Origin of the sequence: Paenibacillus dendritiformis (genome assembly GCF_945605565.1) — a bacterium.
GTDB lineage: Bacteria > Bacillota > Bacilli > Paenibacillales > Paenibacillaceae > Paenibacillus_B > Paenibacillus_B dendritiformis_A.
Map to the genome: position 1 here is coordinate 4,929,812 of NZ_OX216966.1, position 17,907 is coordinate 4,947,718.

The 17,907-nt window shown below is 53.1% G+C and carries 13 protein-coding genes; 3 read left to right on the forward strand and 10 right to left on the reverse strand.

Translation table 11 applies throughout. From position 1 onward, the window contains the following. Positions 1-621: 621 nt before the first annotated feature. The 10 genes from NNL35_RS22110 to NNL35_RS22155 form a co-directional block, all read right to left on the reverse strand. Complete coding sequence (locus NNL35_RS22110; protein WP_006679784.1) at positions 622-1,506, reverse strand: carbohydrate ABC transporter permease; 885 nt, start codon at positions 1,504-1,506, stop codon at positions 622-624. Positions 1,507-1,538: 32 nt separating this feature from the next. Further along, a complete protein-coding gene (locus tag NNL35_RS22115) occupies positions 1,539-2,420 on the reverse strand; it encodes a carbohydrate ABC transporter permease (protein WP_006679783.1) in 882 nt (293 codons plus the stop codon). Positions 2,421-2,535: 115 nt separating this feature from the next. Continuing rightward, positions 2,536-3,879 (reverse strand): extracellular solute-binding protein, encoded by a 1,344-nt coding sequence (locus tag NNL35_RS22120; protein ID WP_006679782.1) that lies wholly within the window; start codon positions 3,877-3,879, stop codon positions 2,536-2,538. Between the two features lie 276 nt (positions 3,880-4,155). Continuing rightward, entirely contained in the window at positions 4,156-5,787 is a 1,632-nt protein-coding gene (locus NNL35_RS22125; protein WP_006679781.1) for a helix-turn-helix domain-containing protein, read from the reverse strand. Between the two features lie 24 nt (positions 5,788-5,811). Continuing rightward, entirely contained in the window at positions 5,812-7,605 is a 1,794-nt protein-coding gene (locus NNL35_RS22130; RefSeq protein ID WP_006679780.1) for a cache domain-containing sensor histidine kinase, read from the reverse strand. Positions 7,606-7,884: 279 nt separating this feature from the next. Next, positions 7,885-8,670 (reverse strand): response regulator transcription factor, encoded by a 786-nt coding sequence (locus NNL35_RS22135; protein ID WP_006679779.1) that lies wholly within the window; start codon positions 8,668-8,670, stop codon positions 7,885-7,887. Continuing rightward, a complete protein-coding gene (locus NNL35_RS22140) occupies positions 8,663-10,366 on the reverse strand; it encodes a sensor histidine kinase (RefSeq protein ID WP_006679778.1) in 1,704 nt (567 codons plus the stop codon). Before NNL35_RS22140 ends, NNL35_RS22135 begins: the two co-directional genes overlap by 8 nt. A gap of 235 nt (positions 10,367-10,601) precedes the next feature. Continuing rightward, positions 10,602-12,266 carry an ABC transporter permease gene (locus tag NNL35_RS22145; RefSeq protein WP_040734386.1) on the reverse strand — a complete coding sequence of 555 codons (1,665 nt, stop codon included), beginning with the start codon at positions 12,264-12,266 and terminating at the stop codon, positions 10,602-10,604. Next, on the reverse strand, positions 12,253-13,362 hold the full coding sequence (locus NNL35_RS22150) for an ABC transporter ATP-binding protein (RefSeq protein ID WP_006679776.1): 1,110 nt from the start codon (positions 13,360-13,362) through the stop codon (positions 12,253-12,255). Before NNL35_RS22150 ends, NNL35_RS22145 begins: the two co-directional genes overlap by 14 nt. An 87-nt stretch (positions 13,363-13,449) precedes the next feature. Continuing rightward, positions 13,450-14,505: an extracellular solute-binding protein gene (locus tag NNL35_RS22155; protein WP_040734384.1), complete on the reverse strand. Its 1,056-nt coding sequence runs from the start codon at positions 14,503-14,505 to the stop codon at positions 13,450-13,452. A 380-nt stretch (positions 14,506-14,885) separates the two neighbouring features. On the opposite strand from NNL35_RS22155, the gene NNL35_RS22160 reads away from it, so the two are divergent. From NNL35_RS22160 to NNL35_RS22170, 3 genes are read left to right on the forward strand one after another with little or no spacing between them, the layout of a single operon-like run. Next, positions 14,886-15,530 carry a helix-turn-helix transcriptional regulator gene (locus tag NNL35_RS22160; protein WP_006679774.1) on the forward strand — a complete coding sequence of 215 codons (645 nt, stop codon included), beginning with the start codon at positions 14,886-14,888 and terminating at the stop codon, positions 15,528-15,530. A gap of 24 nt (positions 15,531-15,554) precedes the next feature. After that, positions 15,555-16,715, forward strand: a complete 1,161-nt coding sequence (locus NNL35_RS22165; protein ID WP_006679773.1) for an alanine racemase — start codon at positions 15,555-15,557, stop codon at positions 16,713-16,715. A gap of 59 nt (positions 16,716-16,774) precedes the next feature. Further along, positions 16,775-17,245: a RidA family protein gene (locus tag NNL35_RS22170; protein ID WP_006679772.1), complete on the forward strand. Its 471-nt coding sequence runs from the start codon at positions 16,775-16,777 to the stop codon at positions 17,243-17,245. The last annotated feature ends 662 nt before the right edge of the window (positions 17,246-17,907 follow it).

Here is a 17,907-nt window from a genome sequence, read left to right on the forward strand (position 1 = left end):
TGCTCTCGGTTTCCTGTGCGACGGGGATATTGTTCATAAGAAAGGAAAACCCGGATAGTCTCCGGTTCCTGCGCTATGGGGATACTGCTCTTAAGCGCGGCAGGCATGGTTTCAACTCTATTTCCTGCGTGAGGGGGATATTGTTCATATGAAAGGAAAACCCGGATACTTTCCGGTTCCTGCGCTATGGGGATACTGCTCTTAAGCGCGGCAGGCATGGTTTCAACTCGATTTCCTGCGTGAGGGGGATATTGTTCATATGAAAGGAAAACCCGGATACTTTCCGGTTCCTGCGCTATGGGGATACTAGTCATAAGCGTGGCAGATACCGGATTCATTCGGTTTCCTGTGCGACGGGGATATTGTTCATAAGCGAGGAAAACGCAAGTTGTCATCGATTGATTCAAGCCGGCGACCTTTGGGGCTCATGCGAGCGAGCTGCTTTTATCGGTGCCGGCTTTCCTGTTTTATTCCAGCGGCGAAGGCCTTGTCTATCAATCACCGGCCTCTGAACGCTCCGGTTCACCAGTTTCTCACGGCTGTCCCGTTGTTAGTGGTTTATCCGGATGTCTCGCGTTAGGTGGTTTATCCGGATGTCTCGTCCTCACGCGCTCTATCCGGTTAGCCTTTGACTGCGCCCGCAGCCATCCCCTTCATGACCTGCTCCTGGAACAGAATGTAGATCGCGATCGTCGGCAGCGCGGCCATGCCAAGGGCGGCCATTGTCAGCTTGTAGTCCGTCGAGTAGCCTGTGGCGAAGACGGACAGGCTGAGCGGCAGCGTCTTCAGCCCCGGGCTGTTGATAAATACGAGCGCGAACGCGAAGTCGTTCCAGAAGCGAAGAAAGCCGAGTATGGCGACGGTGGAGAGCGCCGGGAGCGAGACGGGAAGCATGATCCGGGCGAAGATCCCCATGTACCCGCAGCCGTCCACGTGCGCCGCTTCTTCCATCTCTTTCGGCATATTGGCCAGATAGGCAGCCACGATGAAAATGGCAATCGGCAGCTCAAAGGCGGTATAAGGGAAAATGAGTGCCGCATGGGTGTTCAGAATGCCCAGCTTGTTCATCATGATGAAGAGCGGAACAAGCGTGCTGTGGACCGGTATCAGCATGCCGAGCACGAACAAGCCCTGCATCAGGCTGCGCCCCTTGAACCGGAACCGGGCCAAAATATAAGCAGCCAGCGCTCCGAGCAGCAAGGTGAGCGCCAGCGATATCGTCGTGACGAACAAGGAGTTCCACATGGAGCGCCCCATCCCCGATACTTCCCACGCCCGCACGAAATTGTCCCACTGCCATGAGCTCGGCAGCCCGAATGGATGGGCGAAAAACTCCTCGTTCGTCTTGAAGGCGCTGAGATAGAGCCAGATGAGCGGATACAGCGTGACGAGCGCATAGATGGCCAAGCCGGCGTTCACGAGGAGGCGGAGCGCCCGCGACCCTTCGCGCGAGCCTGCAGCGCGGACCGCGTCCCCTCTTCCAGATGCGGTTATCAATGATGCCATATCGATTCCTCCTTCCTGTCCAATCCCGGATGCTAATGCGCTTCCCGGCGCATCAGCCGTTGTGAACCCGCGACGAGCAGCAAACTGATGATGACGATGAGGGTTGAGACCGCGCTGCCATAACCGAAGCGGTAGACGGTGAAGGTGCTGTTATACATGTATGATGCGAGCAGCTCCGTAGCATGGGCCGGTCCTCCGTTCGTCATGACATAGATCAGGTCGAACGCCTTCAGGCTGCCGGAGATGCACAGTACGATCGCCACCTTGAGCGTGTCCCAAATCATGGGCAGCGTCAGGGATGCCAGCTTGCGCATTCCCCGCGCTCCGTCCAGCTCGGCCGCATCGTCCAGCTCGGACGGGATGCTGTGCAGGGCGGCAAGGAACATAATGAGATACGGTCCGATATAGTTCCAAATGACGGGAATCGCAATCATCCAGATGGCGATGTCCGGTTCCGACAGCCAGGCCCGTCTCCAATCGGATAAGCCTATCGCATCGAGCGCCGCATTCACCAGTCCCGTCTGGGGATGATATATATTCGTCCAAATAATCCCGATGACGACCGAGGACAGCACCATCGGCATGAATACCGCCGAGCGGACGAAGCGCTGGAACCAGGTTCCCCGCTTCAGCAGCAGAGCGAGCAGCAATGCAATCGGGACCTGGCCGAAGACGGAAGCCCCTACAATAACCATGTTGTTGCGGAACGAAAGCCAGAATACCGGATCTCGCAGCGCCTCGACGAAGTTGGCGAAGCCGGTGAAGCGCATTTCGCCGATTCCTTTCCAATCAAAAAAGCCGTAGTAAGCCGACCAGAATATCGGCACAATGACAAAGATGGCGTAAATAAGAAGCGATGGCGCCAGCCCCGCCGCAATAAAAATTCGCTTGCTTGACCCTGCATGCGCACGCATTCGACTCAGCCTCCTCTTGTTGATGTGTGAGCCGCCACCCGCCCTGCCTGGCCTGAATCGCCCGCGGCCTGGCCTGAATGGTCAAGGGCAGGGCGTTGCGGCAGCAGGCGGCATGTCAGCGGCCGAGCGACTTCGCCTGTGCTTCCTGAATCTTGCGGGCAATCTCCTCCGGCTTGCCGCCCATCAGCAATTCCTGCAACCCATTATTGACAGCGTCGGCACCTGCGCTCGTCATGACGGCGTCATAGACCGGCGTCCGCTTGACTTCATTGACAAGCCGGTATACTTTGGCGAACAGCGGCGATACGGTACCCTCATCGAGATCCAGCTTGTAGCTGACCAGTTGATTCGCTTCCAATGTACGCTTCTGCGCCTCCGGTCCGGACAAGGCGTAGATCAGCTCATAGGCGGCTTCTTTGCGCTTGCCGTCGACCTTGGCGCTTAGACCGAGCCCGACGCCGACGACGCCGGAGGTCGAATTCGGGTCGCCCTTGCCGTCCGGGACCGAAGGCAGCACCGTCGCGCCCATGCTTTTGAGCGCTTCCGGCGACGCATTGGCCGACAGATTCGTCAACGCCCAGCCGCCGTCGATCATCATCGCGGCCTGGCCTTGCGCGAACATCATTTCCATCTGAGTATTGTCGATGCTGTTGAAGCCAATCTGGAACGCCCCTGCCTGCTGCAGCTGTTGCAGCAGCTCCAGCGCCCGCACGAATTCCGGATCCGTGAATTTGGCTCCGTCCTGATTCGCGGCCTTCAGGAACCATTCCGTCCCGGTCACCCGGTCCGCGAGCGAGCTGATAATGCTCGACTGGGCGAGCCAGGCCGCCTTGTTGCCGAGGGCGATCGGCGTTACCTTATTCTCATTCAGCGTCTTCACAGCGGCGAGCAGCTCATCCCACGTCTTCGGCACCTGCAAGCCGTGGCGGCTCAATATTTCTTCGTTATAATAAAGTATCGAAGTCGGCGACAATCCCATCGGAGCGCTATAAATGCTACCGTCGATCGTAAAATCGTCGAACGAACCCGGCAGGAAGTTGCTCTTCCACTCCGCCTTGCTGTCCAGCAGATCGTCAATCGGCTGAATCAAGCCTCCGCCATAGAATTCCTTCGTCATCATGCCCGGCCACATCAGGAACACATCCGGCATCTCATTGGCAGCCGCCACCGTTTTCAAGCGCGTTTTGTAGCCGTCCGGCGGAATGGCTTGAATATCGAGCACGATATCCGGGTGCTCCTCCTGGTATGTCTCGATGATATCGCGCATCGCTTTGGCGCGAAGATCGTCTCCCGTGAAGTTATGCCATAGGGAGAGCTTCACCTTATCCGTGCTACCCGCTTCCTTCGCTTCGCCCCCGGGCCTTGTCTGCCCGGCATCCGTGCCTCCCCCTGAACCGCATGCGGAGAGCAGGGAAACAGCCAGGAGCATAACCAGCATCGTCATCCATCGTGTGCGCATAAGAACAACCCCTCCAATTGTCTATCGTTGTGAGTAACCGAATCGCAATAATATCTATCGTTTTGAGCAATCGAATCTCAAAAAGCCTGCAGAGAGAGTGCACTTCCGCCCGGACCGCTCTGCGTACGTCCAGTATACGAAAGCGCTTCCTTCTTCAGTGAGGGAAGAAATTAAGCGGCAGGGGGGAATGTTTTCGCCGATTGCCGCGAAGCCGGGCGCTCGGCTGTGTTCAGCCGGAAAAGGAATCCTGTCCCAGTGTGTCTGCCCGGGCGCCGATCACCGCGCCGGGACGCTGTCCGAGCCGCCTGCAGCTCCGCCGCTCCGGCTGCTCCGGTATTCGGAGGGGGTGCAGCCCATATGCTTTTTGAACAGTTGGGAAAAATATTTCAAATCCTCGTACCCCACCATCCGGGCGATATCCGATACCAGCGCCGCTCCATCCTGCAGCAGGCGGCATGCCCGCGCGATGCGGGCTTGGGTAACGTACTCGATATAGTTCATGCCCGTCTCCTGCTTGAACTTATCGCTCAGATGATTCGGGTGGACGTTCACCACGCTGGCGACATGCTGCAGCGTCAGGCTTCCATCGGCTTTCTCCCGGATATAGCGCATCGCCCGGGATACATAAGGGACCGCATCGTCCGCATAGCGGTCCCGATAGATTTGCATCGCCTCCTGCAGCGCGGCGAAGAGCGAGCCTTCCCATTGTTCCGGCTCGGCAGCCGCGGGGTCGGCGAGCGCATGGGGCTGCCAGCTCCAGCCGTCCCACGCCTCCGCTGCTGGCCGGTCCAGCGGCGCAGCGGCTTGCGCGCACCGCTCCAGCCAACGCTCCGCCGCGATCAAGGCGGATTGCCCATAGGAGCGGATAGAATCCGGCGTGGCGTGCGGATGCGCCATCAGCTCCTTCACCCGCTCCCCAATCCAGCGGCGCAATCGCTCTGGCCGGCCGGAGGACAGCGCCTGCAGCAGGCCGTCCTCCTCCTGCGCCGAGCAGATCGACGGACGGCCTTCGCGGGCTACCGTCTCCTCATAATGCAGCAGGCGGCGGCCGGCCGCGAACCAGCGGAAGCGCCCGGCGCTGGAAGCTTCCCGGCGGGAGCGGCCGATGTCCGCGGCATCCGCGGCGGCCCCGCCGATTCCGGCGAAGAGCCGGCACTTGAGGAGCTGCTCCGTCCGGCGGAGCGCCTCGTCCCAGCCGCAGGGCAGACGGCCGGGGGCCGGCTCCGTCCGGCGCAGCGCCAGCAGCCGCTGCTCGTGCCGGACGACCGGGCCGCCAAGCAGCTCGGCCAGCAGATTAGCGGCCGCGAACAGCAGCAGCCCGTGCCGGGCTTCGCCCCAGCCGTCCGCCGCGATGACGGCCGCCTCATACGAAGCCGCATTGCTTCCGCTTCCCTGCGGGGCGCCGTCGCGGCGGAACAATTCGGCGGCTAGCCGGCGGCAATCTTCCGCAGGCAGCGGCTCGGTCAGCAGCTTCAGCACCTGGCGCTCCCGGTGGGACGCCTCCTTCGCCGAATCATGCACCGCCGCGTCCTGCTTCTCCAGGATGCGCGCCTTCGCCCGCAGCGCCGCCTTCACGATATCGTCCGGGCGGCTCGTCTTCAGCAAATAATCGCATACCCCTTCCCGCAGCGCCCGCTGGGCGTAATGGAAATCATCGTAGCCGGTCAAAATCAGCGTCTCCGTATGCGGACTCACCTCGCGGATATGGGCCGCCAGGGCGATTCCGTCGGCGCCGGTCATCCGGATATCCGTCAGCACGAGATGCGGCTTCTCCGTTCCGATCATCTCCATCGCTTCCTCGGCGGAGGCGCAGGGCGGAAGCACCTCGAAGCCCAGCTCGTTCCACGGAATGACCTGGGCCAGTCCCGTCCGGATGATGACTTCATCGTCGACAATCAATATTTTCACGGATATCTCCCCTTCACGTGTAATTCATCTGGTGCTTCGGCCCACCGGGATGGAAAAGGAGACCGCTGTCCCTTCCCCTGGCTGGCTCTCAATATGCAGCTCCGCTCCGGTTCCGTAATGGAGAAGCAGGCGGCGCTGTACGTTGAACAGACCGTATCCGCTGCCTCCCGAACGGGATGCTTCGGCATTCGCCGCGGCTGGCTCCGGGGCGCTCAGCCGCTCCCTGACCCGCTCCAGCTCTTCCGGGCCGAGACCTCCGCCGTTATCCTGAACCGTGAATCGGACCCGGCCGCTGTCAACCATGACAATCTCAATAAGCAGGCGGCCTCCCGATGCCGGATAGGCCGGAAGCAGACCATGAGTGATAGCGTTTTCAACGAGAGGCTGCAGCAGCACCTTCAGCATCGTACATTCCTTCAGCTCCTCCGGCAAATGAATGCGGTAATCGAAACGCCCGGGATAACGAACCGATTGGATCTCCAAGTAATTCGCCACATGCTCGGTCTCCTGTTCGAGCGAACAGGTCTCCAGGCCCCGGTTCAGGCTGAAGCGCAGGAAATCTCCAAGCGCGCCGACGAGATTGGCAATGCGGCTGTTTCCTTCCATGTAGGCCATCCATTGAACCGATGACAAGGTGTTGTACAAAAAATGCGGATGGATTTGCGCCTGGAGGGCCAGCAGATCCGCTTCCTTTTTCCGGGCCTCGTTCTCCTTCACCTGCTCCGTCAGGCTGCGGATATTGTCGCTCAATTGGTTGTAGCTGTGCACAAGCATTCCGATCTCGTCGCTGGACGTCTGCGGCAGCGGCCGGAACGGCCGTTCCGGCTGCACGGCGCCGATCGATCGGGCGAGCCGTATGATTGGCTTCGTCACCCGCTTGACGACATAAGCGGCCACGGCGGCAATCACCGCGATGACGATCGCGACGGTGACAGCTGTGAATTGAAGCAGGTAACTGTTCTGGGCACTGAAAGTCTGATAGGGAATGAGCGCATATACGCTCCACGGGGCAATCGGCACGGACATCGACACAACAATGTGGCGGTCGCTGCCTTCCCCCATCTCCGAGAAGCGTGCGGCGCCGGCAGGCGCCTCTTGCCCGGCAAGGGATCTCAGCTTCACGGACCACTGCTCAGCCGCGTCCCGATCGGCGTTGGCTGCGACGATATTGCCGTCCGCATCCAGCAAGAACAGACTGCCGCCGCCATCTACCGCCGCCTCGCGCAGCCGCTCAGCCAATGCGTCTCCGTCAATGCCGATCGACAGCATGCCGAGCTTGTCGAAATTATTCATATTGCGAATCGGACGCACGAGCGAGACGATCCGCTTCTGGCCCAGCGTCGTGTCGCTGAGCGTCGGCGGCGACCACCAGACCGGGTGTTCCTCCCAATACGCTTCGTCGGACGGGGCCTGCCCGAACAGATGGGACGACAGCACCGTCGTATTGGACAGCTCCGGGTTGCCGTTCAGCGGGATGATGCGGATGTCTGCGATGTAGCTTTTGGAAAAGGCAAGGTTCGTCAAAAAACCGACCATGCGCAAATAATCGTTCGCGCTTGCCCGGTCCTTGGCCAAATATTGCTGGACATCATGCTGTCCGATTAAAAAGATCGACATGTTCTCCACGTCCTGGGCGATCGTCTCCAAAATGGCGCTAATCTGCCGCAGCGTATTGAGGCTCGCCTGCTTGCTCTTCTCTTCGCTAATCGACCATGCCGTCCGGTAGGAGACGTAGCCGAGCAGCAGCACAGGGATGATGATGCAGGCGATCAGCAGGATCGATAATTTGCGGTGCAGCGAACGGGTCATCCAGCGCATAACATTCCCCCTTTCTCGGGTAAGCTCAGCAATAGATGTGGTTCAAAGCTGCAATCAGAGCTTGTCGCATTCAAATGTGAGATATGGAAAAGCATCCGCCAATCCTGTATTGTTGTAAGTTCCATCACACAACACAAGGAGAGGCAGATGCCCGTTCAGTATATCAACGACTTGAACGATTTGCCAAGCTAAATATCTGTTACCGATCCCGGAATCATTGGGACGGGCGGCGGCCAGCTTGCGTGGCGCAATAGAAAGGAAGGCGTCACAAAGGGGCGGCTACATCGATTGCTCCAAAAAGCTTGTTGGAGAGTGCCCAATGTATTTCTTGAACACTTGACTAAAATATTTATATTCTTGGAAACCAACCCGTTCCGCGATTTCATAGATTAAGAGATCCCCTTGCTTCAGCAATTCAATGGCCTTGATCATCCGGTATCTGTTAAGAAAATCATTGAATGTATAGCTTGTTTCCTCTTTAAATTTGGAGTATAAATAGACCGTTGAAATCTGAAGGCTGGCGCTAAGATCATTGATAGAAATTTTTTGTGAATAATGGTGCTTAATATATTCAATCATGCTGTCTACATATTTCGTTTTATTATGTCGAACTTCAAGGTATTGAATATCCAATAACTCATTGTAGAAATGTCGCTCTTCAAAGGACTTTTTCTCGTTTTGGCGCTGTCGTTTTAATTGTATTTTGGCGATGAGCTTGACCATCGCCGCATGTAATTTGTCAAAGTCAATCGGCTTCAACAAATATTCGCTTACGGATAGCGATATCGCCTGCCGGGCATATTCAAACTCGCTATATCCGGAAATAATGATGGCTTCATAGTCATGCTCTGCTTTACTTTGCTTTAACATTTGGATTCCATCTTGAAAAGGCATTCTCACGTCGGTAATGACAATATCAGGCTGCAGCTCCTTGATTTTGGCCACGCCCTCGATTCCATCTTCAGCTCTTCCCACGACGATACAATTCAGCTTCGGCCAGTCCACCATATAGGTCAGACCATTTCGAATAATATCCTCATCTTCTACGATTAATACCTTATACATTGTTCACATCTCCTATATAAGGGATTCTCGCTATCACTGTTGTCCCGGCGCCGTGTCTGCTTTGTATGGAAAGCCCGTAAGCCGGTCCGTATAAAAGCTGCATCACTCGATGGGAGTTGTATAATCCGACATGCTCTGGCATGGCATCCTTATCGTCTAATAACTTTCGGATATAATCGAGCCTTTCCTCCTCCATCCCTTGTCCGTTATCCTCGACTGCGATTTCAATGTCATCCCCGGCTTGTCTAATCGTAATCCGGATCAATAAATGCTTCGTATGCTCAAGTCCATGCTTGATGCTGTTTTCAATGATGGGCTGCAATAATAATTTCGGTATTTTATAGTCCAAAAGGGCCGGATCGATATCCATCTCATAATCTAATCTTGTGTTAAATCTCATTTTTTGCAGCCGCAAATAGTCTTCCATGTAACCTATATCGGTGTGGAGCGCGACATCTCCATTGCCATAATGAATATAATATCTCATTAAATTAGCAAACATCACCACAATATTTGATGCGTTCCTGGCATCAAATAACATCTCATACCTCAGCATTTCCAACACATTAAACACAAAATGCGGATTAAACTGATTTTCTAAATGCTTAATCTCCATTTTTCTCTTTCTTTCCGCGATTTCATCATTATGCTTCATCAGCAGCTGTATCTTGGACATCATGTTATTAAATTCATCATAAATGGTTTGAAATTCATCAAAGGTTCTCGCTTCAAGCCTGTAATCCATGTTCCCCTGCTTATATTGATCCACGGCAGAGATGAAGGAGTCAAAGGATTGCAGATTGCGCTTCATGAGCTTCGGCACGACTAAATGGATCAAGGCCAGCAGAATCAGGCCTGAGCCCAATAAAATGACGATTCCTATCACCAGAAACTGCGTGAAATTGTTCATGGATGTCATCGTAAGAATATGGATGTTCCCATTCCCTGTTTCATTCGCTGTCATATAGTAATAGGAATCATGAATCGCGATTATTTTTTGATCGGTCCGGTACGGAATCGTGGATTTGCCCATGCCGTTTCTTAGCGAGTCATGTGAGGTATAGATAATGTTGTCAAACCGATCCGCCACCACAATCATATCGGCATCTCTAGTATGGATGTAGGCGCCCAGGTCCGTGAGAAAAAACAGGAGGTAACCGCGCACTTCATTGCCGCTGGTTATCGGCTTGGCCAACAAGTACGGTGATTTCCGAAATTGCTCGAAGGATATTTTATTTATGCCGCCATAAACTTCATTTCCCTGTTCCTGAAGCTTCAACAACAAATCCTTGAGCACGTAGCTATTGGATAAAATCTTTTGGTCGCTTTGATAAAAATTCGTGGAGACGATATGCTGCTTGTGATCCAAAAGAACAAAGTTTGCTTTTATTTTTCGCTCCTTAACACACCGGTAAAGTAATTGATTCGCTTCAATGAATCCGTTTTTATTTTCGAAAACAGATCGTATCGTTTTGTCCTCAGTCAGCCTGTCCAGTCCCTCTGCGTATTGCTGAACCTCTGTCTCTATGAGCTGGCTAAGCCCCGCATTATAGGATCGATTCGTCTGAACGATGGTTTCCCTGCACGTGAGAAGCAAGGAAAGTATAAACAATGCAAAAATCAATAACACAAGAACGGCCCCGGAACGAACAAACGTTTTCCTGATATAGTCTTTGAACTTATTGGATTTTTGCATCATTCACATCACCTGACGTTTCTTAGAATGATAGTTTCTCCCCACCCCATCTGCTGCATGGCTTGCTTGTGACCGTAACGTAAAGGCTGCCCCGCTTTACTCCATAGCTCATCTCATCCATCGGGACGCTGTGCCGCACATTCTGTGCAGGCGCCAGGAACCCGGGATACTTGCATTGTTCGCGCCAACCTATGGAGTAAAGCGAAGAGCTTCGGAACGGGCTTATCTTGCGCTGCTATACACTAATGTCTTTCTTCCCTGTCAGCTTGAAGAACAGGAACAGCGAGAGGATGGAGGTCAGCGTTAATAGGGTCGAATACGCTGATGCGTTTCCATAATTACCTCGAATCACCTCTGTATATACAGACACTGTTAACGTTTGGGTCTTGCTCGTGTACAGGATGATCGATGCGCTTAATTCACTAATGACGGTAATCCAGCTCATTATCGCGCCGGCGATAACGCCAGGCATCATCATCGGCACAATCACTCTTGTAAACGCTTTCGTCTCAGATGCGCCCAAGCTGATGGCCGCTTCTTCAATACTGGGACTGATCTGGCTGATAATCGCCGTACTTGAACGAATCGTATACGGCATTCTTCGAATCGCAAAAGCCATAATCATAATAAACATCGTACCGCTTAACAGGAGCGGTGATTGACTGAAAGCAAAGAGAAAGGCAATCCCCAGCACCGAGCCCGGAATGATAAACGGAAACATCGAGATCGTATCTAAGGTGGATGTGAGGGCATTTCTTTTTCTTACGGTCAAATAGGAAATCATGATGCCGCATACCACAATAATCAGGATCGCCGCGATACCAATCAGGTACGTATTGAAAATAACCGAAGTATCTTTGTTAAATAAGATGTCCCGGTAGCTGTTCAACGAAAATCCGGACGTAAATACCTGGCCTCCCCTCGTTGCCAGGAAGGATGTAAAGATAACCACGCACTGAGGCAGGATGGCCAACAGAACCGTAAAGTAGACTGCTCCGTGCGCGATTATATTTTTCATCCCTTTACTTTGCTCAGGAACCATCGGCTTTAATGCGCTCATCGAATAGGAGTAGTATCTTGCAAGGATACGCTGAACCATGAATAAGCAGATGGTTAACAAGATAATAAGGACACACAGCGCAGCGGCAAATCCATCATCTCCCCCCACCTCGCTCATAAATTGAGTATAGATGAGGACGGGCATCGTCCTGAATCCTTCACCGATCAGCATCGGCGTCCCGAAGTCCGCAATGACACGCATAAAGACCAATAACGCGCTCGCCAAGACCGTAGGCATAATTAACGGGACAATAATTTTGAACACGCGCTGTACCGCCGAATAACCGAGACTCTCCGCGGCCTCATTCAGTGAATTGTCCAGATTCTGCAAGGCCCCCGAAATATAAATATAAATCAAAGGAAAGGATTGCAACGTCATAACGAGCACGATACCCGGAAATCCGTAAATTCCATTCAGTTGAACATGGAACAAATCATTAATGAATTGCGTAATCACGCCATTCCTGCCGAGCAATTGAATCCAGGCGTAAGCCCCGATAAATGGCGGCGACAGATATGAAATAATAATTAGGATTTGGAGATATTTGCTTCCCCTAATCTTCACTTTCCTCATGACATAGGCGATGGGCAAGCCGATGGCTACCGACAGCGCCGTCGTTACCAGCGTGACTTTAAAGCTGTTCACTAAGGTAATCCAGTAAAATTTTCGCTCAAAAAATTTGCTAAAGTAACTGAGAGTCAGTTCTCCCGTGTAAGGGTCAAAGATACTTTTTTTCAGGACCAGGACCAGCGGAAACAGAATAAAGAGAAGGAAAACAGCTAGAATAAGGATGGAAGAAATGTTCCAGACGCTAAATATTCGCTTCTTATTTGCCGCCATATTCGCCACCCGCTTTGATCAAACTCTCCTGTTTTTCGATATCAAAAATATTGATTTTATTCGCTTTCACTCGCAGATAGATTTCGCTTCCATTCGCGATAATGTCCGAGATATCGGCATCCTGGATCACTTCTACCGTCTCTCCGTCTGCCAGCTCGGCAAAATAATGCGTATTTACGCCCAGAAACATGCTGCTTTGCACAACCGCTCTGAGACCCTGTTGATCTGAACCGATAACAAACTCCTGCGGTCTTACGGATACGAAAACCTGTGTCCCGTCTGCTAGATGATCGGACAGGTTATGCATGCTCTCTCTATAGCGATTTCCGAAGTTGATCCACTTTTGCCCATCCTCTATTTCTACCTTTGCTTTTATTAAATTGGAGGTCCCGATAAACTTCGATACGAACACATTGGCCGGACGTTCATAGATCTGCTTCGGAGTGCCGATTTGCTGAATCACGCCGCCGTTCATTACCGCAATTCGATCCGAGATCGCCAATGCTTCCTCCTGATCATGAGTGACGTATACCGTGGTAATGCCTACCCGCTGCTGGATGCTTTTGATCGCGTTTCTCATTTCAATTCTTAATTTGGCATCCAGATTGGACAGCGGCTCGTCCATAAGCAATACTTGAGGATGAATGACCAAAGCTCTGGCTAAGGCCACGCGCTGCTGCTGCCCGCCAGACAGCTTGTCCGGCATTCTATCTTTATATTCTTCGATTTTGACCACATTTAAAATATCCTGAATTCTATTTTCGATTTCAGCTTTGGGCAGCTTCCTGTTCTTCAAGCCAAAAGCGACATTGTCCTTCACAGACATATGCGGAAAGATGGCATAATTTTGAAAAACCATTCCCATGTTGCGCTTATTTACGGGAATATCGTTTATCACCTGGTTATCAATTGTAATGACTCCATCATCAATCGAGTGAAAGCCGATAATCATGCGGAGCAACGTTGTTTTCCCGCACCCGGAGGGTCCCAACAGTGTAAAGAGTTCACCTTGCTTTATATTAAGCGATAAGCCGTCTATGATGGTTCTATCCTCAAAGCGTTTGACTACGTTGTCAACCTGAATTCCAACGCTCAATCTGCTCCCCTCCTCAATCCCTAGCTGAAAGTTTGACTTTTTGAACTCACACTTTTAGCAGCGATAGCTATCCCCGTTGTACACAAGTTAATCGAGAGATCTTTCAAGCAATTCGTTGAACTTAGCCGTAATCTCATCCTTATGATCAGACACCCAGCTTTCATCAAAATTTTTGGCTAAGACAATCTGTTCTGTCGGCACCATGTAAGAAGCAAGCTTTGCTCCTTCTCTAAGCGGTCTGACCGTAAGCTCGCTGCCTACTAAATTTTGTATTTTTTCAGACAGCATATAATCTACAAATTTTTGGGCGTTTTCAAGATTCTTCGCCCCTTTGATAATCTGGACCGATTCACCCGGGAACACGGCCCCTTCCTTCGGGAAGACAATATCTACGGGCGCCCCATTCTTCATATAACTGGCCACAGGATCCTCCCATGTCAAGCCGATGGGATACTCGCCATCAGCCACACTTTTGTGCAGTTGTCCGGAGCTGGAGGACATTTTTCCGTCCAGATTGGCAATAAACTTTTCAACAAATTCCCAGGCTTGATAAGACATCGGATCGCCATCCCCCATGGCATACAGCATAGCGGTCAGCGACTGGAAAGCAGAGCTGGAAGCTGCCGGATCGCCGAATGCGATTTTCCCCTTCAGCTCGGGATTCAATAAATCTTCAAACCCTTCCACCTTGATATCTCCAATTAAATTGGTATTCACGATAAATACGGTTGGATCCGCAAATGCCGGGGAAAAATAACCGGTCTTGTTGCGAAACTCCTCAATCATATTCTTATCCTCAGGAGAAACGTATTGCTCGAACAAATCCGCTTTGCTTTTGAGCATCGTTTCATCTGCCGCCCACAGAATGTCGCCCACCGGATTGTTTTTCTCTGACTCGACACGCTTCACTAATTCTCCGGTACCTGCTACGATGACTTCGACTTTAATCCCGGTATCTTGTTCAAAATTAGGGATAACGGCATTGTTCAAGCTTTCACTGCGCGCCGTATAGACGGTCAACACATTTCCCTCTTTCTCTTTGACAGCGTCTTTACCAGAGCCATCCTGTGACGAGCATCCGGCAAAAAGACTTACTAATAGAGCCGCGGCAGCAACGATAGTAACCGCTTTCATTTTCTTCATTCGTTCTTTCCCCCTCTTGTAATGATGAGAATAGTTGTAATTCGTATCATCATTATAGGAGCTATCCGGTGCTTCGGGTATCCAATAATCCTAAATATATATCCTAAAATACTCAACCTCCGAAATAGAAAAGCATCTGCTAATCCTCTGTTTTTGCAAGCGCGAACAATATCAGAAGGAATAGACAGATGCAGCCTCAGTATAGCAATGAAATGATGAACCTGCCAGATGTAAGGCTATGCCAAATTTTGTTACAAACCCAAGTCCAAATTCTTTGTTTGGTCACCAAACTTTTTGTTTGAACATGGAATAAATTGTGCTACGATAGAGGCAGCCTCGTGAACGTTTCCTGCGGGGCGATGCTTGGAAGGAGGAGCGATGTGGAGTCGGTACAAGACGAATTTCCTTTTTTGCAAATGCTGGTCAAGGGCCTTGCCGCCCAATTCGGCGATCAATGCGAGGTCGTGCTGCACGATCTGACGCTGCCCTATGACCGGACCATCATCGCCATCGAGAACGGGCACATCACCGGACGGAAGGTCGGCGATCCCGGCACCAACCTCGGGCTGGAGCTGCTGCGCGGCAGCACCGAGGACGGCAATAAGATCAATTACATCACGCAGACCCGGGACGGCCGCCTGCTGCGTTCAACGTCACTATATATGCGCAACCGCGAAGGGCGCATCATCGGGTCGCTGTGCATCAATTATGATATTACGGATTTGACATTGGCGGAGAAAGTGCTTAAATCGCTTACGATGACCGGGCTGCAGGCGGAAGTGAAGGAATCGTTCGTCTCCAATGTGAATGATCTGCTCGATACGCTGATCCAGGAGGCGCAGGAACGAATCGACAAGCCGGTCGCCGTCATGACGAAGGAGGACAAAATGCGCATGATCGCTCTGCTGGAAGAGAAGGGCGCCTTCCTCATCAAAAAGTCGGGCGAGAAAATTTGCGCTTATTTGGGAATCTCGAAGTATACGCTGTATAACTATTTAGATGAAGTGAAGAAATCATCGAACTAACGTGCCGTAAGGAGGCTAGCACGCATGTCCAATGAGATTACACGCCGCGAACGGCGAATTCCCTCCGCCTGGAGCGCCCGTGCCGGAGAGCTTCGCGAGGCGGAAACTCCCTTTTTGCTCATCGACGCGGAACGGACGAAGCAGAACATCCGCCATATGGCAGACATCGCCGCCAAGAATGGCGTCCAGCTGCGTCCCCATGCCAAGACGCACAAAATGCCGCATATCGCCCGTCTGCAGCAGCGGCATGGCGCCGTCGGCATTACGGTGGCCAAGGTATCCGAGGCCGAAGTGATGGTGAAGAACGGCATTGGCGACATCTTCATCGCTTATCCTCTTGTCGTGCCGTCCAAGATTCGGCGCGCCCTCGCCTTGACGGCCGACGCCCGCATTATCGTGGGCGTGGACAGCGCGGCCGGCGCGCGCGCCCTGGAGGCGGAGGCCCGGCAATTCGGCGGCGTCCTGGAGGTGCGGCTGGAGATCGATACCGGACTGAAGCGGTCCGGGGTGCGCACGGCAGACGTCAAGGCGGTGGCGGAAGCGATCGCCGGGTGTCCGCATTTGCGCTTGACCGGCATCTATACGTTCCGCGGCGCGCTGATCCACGGGGAGGCGACGCTGGATGTCCGCAGCGCCGGTGTCGACGAAGGCATGCGTATGGTCAGCATCGCCGAAGGGCTGCGCGAAGCCGGCTGCGACATTCAGGATGTCAGTGTCGGGTCGACCCCGACGGGCGCGTATGCGGCTGCCGTGCCGGGCGTGACGGAGATTCGGCCGGGCACGTACGTGTTCCAGGATCGGATGCAGGCCGCCTTCGGCGGCTGCAGTCTCAAGGATTGCGCGGGAGCCGTCGTCGTCACGGTCGTGAGCTGCCCCGAGGAGGATACCGTCATCGTCGACGGCGGCAGCAAAGCGTTCGCGACCGACGTGCAGCCGAACACCGCGCCCCTCTATCTGCGCGGCTTCGGGCATGTGCTCGAAGCGCCCGAAGCGGTGCTGGAGCGGCTGACGGAAGAGCATGGCATGATACGCATTGCGCCGGGACACGGCCTGGAGGTCGGGGATCGGCTCCACATCGTGCCGAATCATATTTGCAGCACGTTGAACTTATACAATTCGGTCCAGTATATCACCCCGGACGGGGTAACGCCGATGTCTGTCGAGGCGCGGGGCTGCAGCTGGTAATGAGAGAAGGAGAAGTACTCATGGCTTAACGTCATCATACGGAAGGAGAAATGAACGATATGGGACAAATCGAACAACGTTTGCAGCAATTGGGGATTGAACTGCCGGAAGTCGGGGAACCGAAGTTCTCCTATATTCCATCCCGGCGCACGGGCAATCTCGTCTACACGTCCGGCATGGACTGCCGGATGAACGGCGTCTTGATGTATGAAGGCAAGCTCGGATCCGATCTGACGATCGAGCAGGGCCAGGAAGCGGCGCGCCAAGTCATTATCAATGCGCTTGCCGTCATCAAGCATGAGCTGGGCACGCTGGACAATGTATCGAAGGTGATCAAAATGCTCGCCTTCGTGAACAGCGCCCCGGGCTTCGCGGATCAGCCCTATGTCATTAACGGCGCATCCGATCTGCTGATCGAAGTATTCGGCGAGGCGGGCCGCCATGCCCGCTCCGCTATCGGAACGAGCGATTTGCCGTTCCATACGCCGGTGGAGATCGAGCTTATCGTCGAGGTGAAGGACGGAGCATAATCGGGATAGACACGAAGATAAGGCGCGTTCCTTCGGAACGCGATCAGATTGAAGACAAACTCCCGCGAAATACTGCAACCGCGGGAGTTCTTTACGTTTTTTTTATCTATTATCATCCGCTGCACCAAGCGATTGGCTGCGCTGCAAATACGGATTGATTATCCTCAGCGAGCTGGATTGATCGAACGCCAAACAGGTAGCCGATGGCTTTTTCATCTGCTTCACCAAAGAGGCTGAAGCTGCGTTAATCCCGCCGCCCTAGTCATCCCACCCCACTAAGGCTGCATTATCTCCCGCCGCTCTAGTCACCTGCTCCACCAAAGCTGCAAAAATGCAGCAATTTCATTGATACGAGGCTGCGAAAATAGGATTGCTGCAAAAATACAGCAATTACCCTACGGCAAGGCATAAATAGCGTTCAAAATGGCGAAATAATGTAATTTTGCAGGATTTTCTCGGAATTTAGCCTCTTGAGGTTAAAAATGCTGCGCCTGTGCAGCATTTTCATACGGGGATAGCTTACTTCATGCACGGACGCTCTAGCCTCATGCACGGAGCAGCTTGTCCTAACCTAACCTGTTCTGCCTTCCCCGGCCCCGCCCTTCCGAAGAAAAAAGACTGTCGACAGGACTTTGTCAACTCTGAGCGTGTTCCCCGGAACG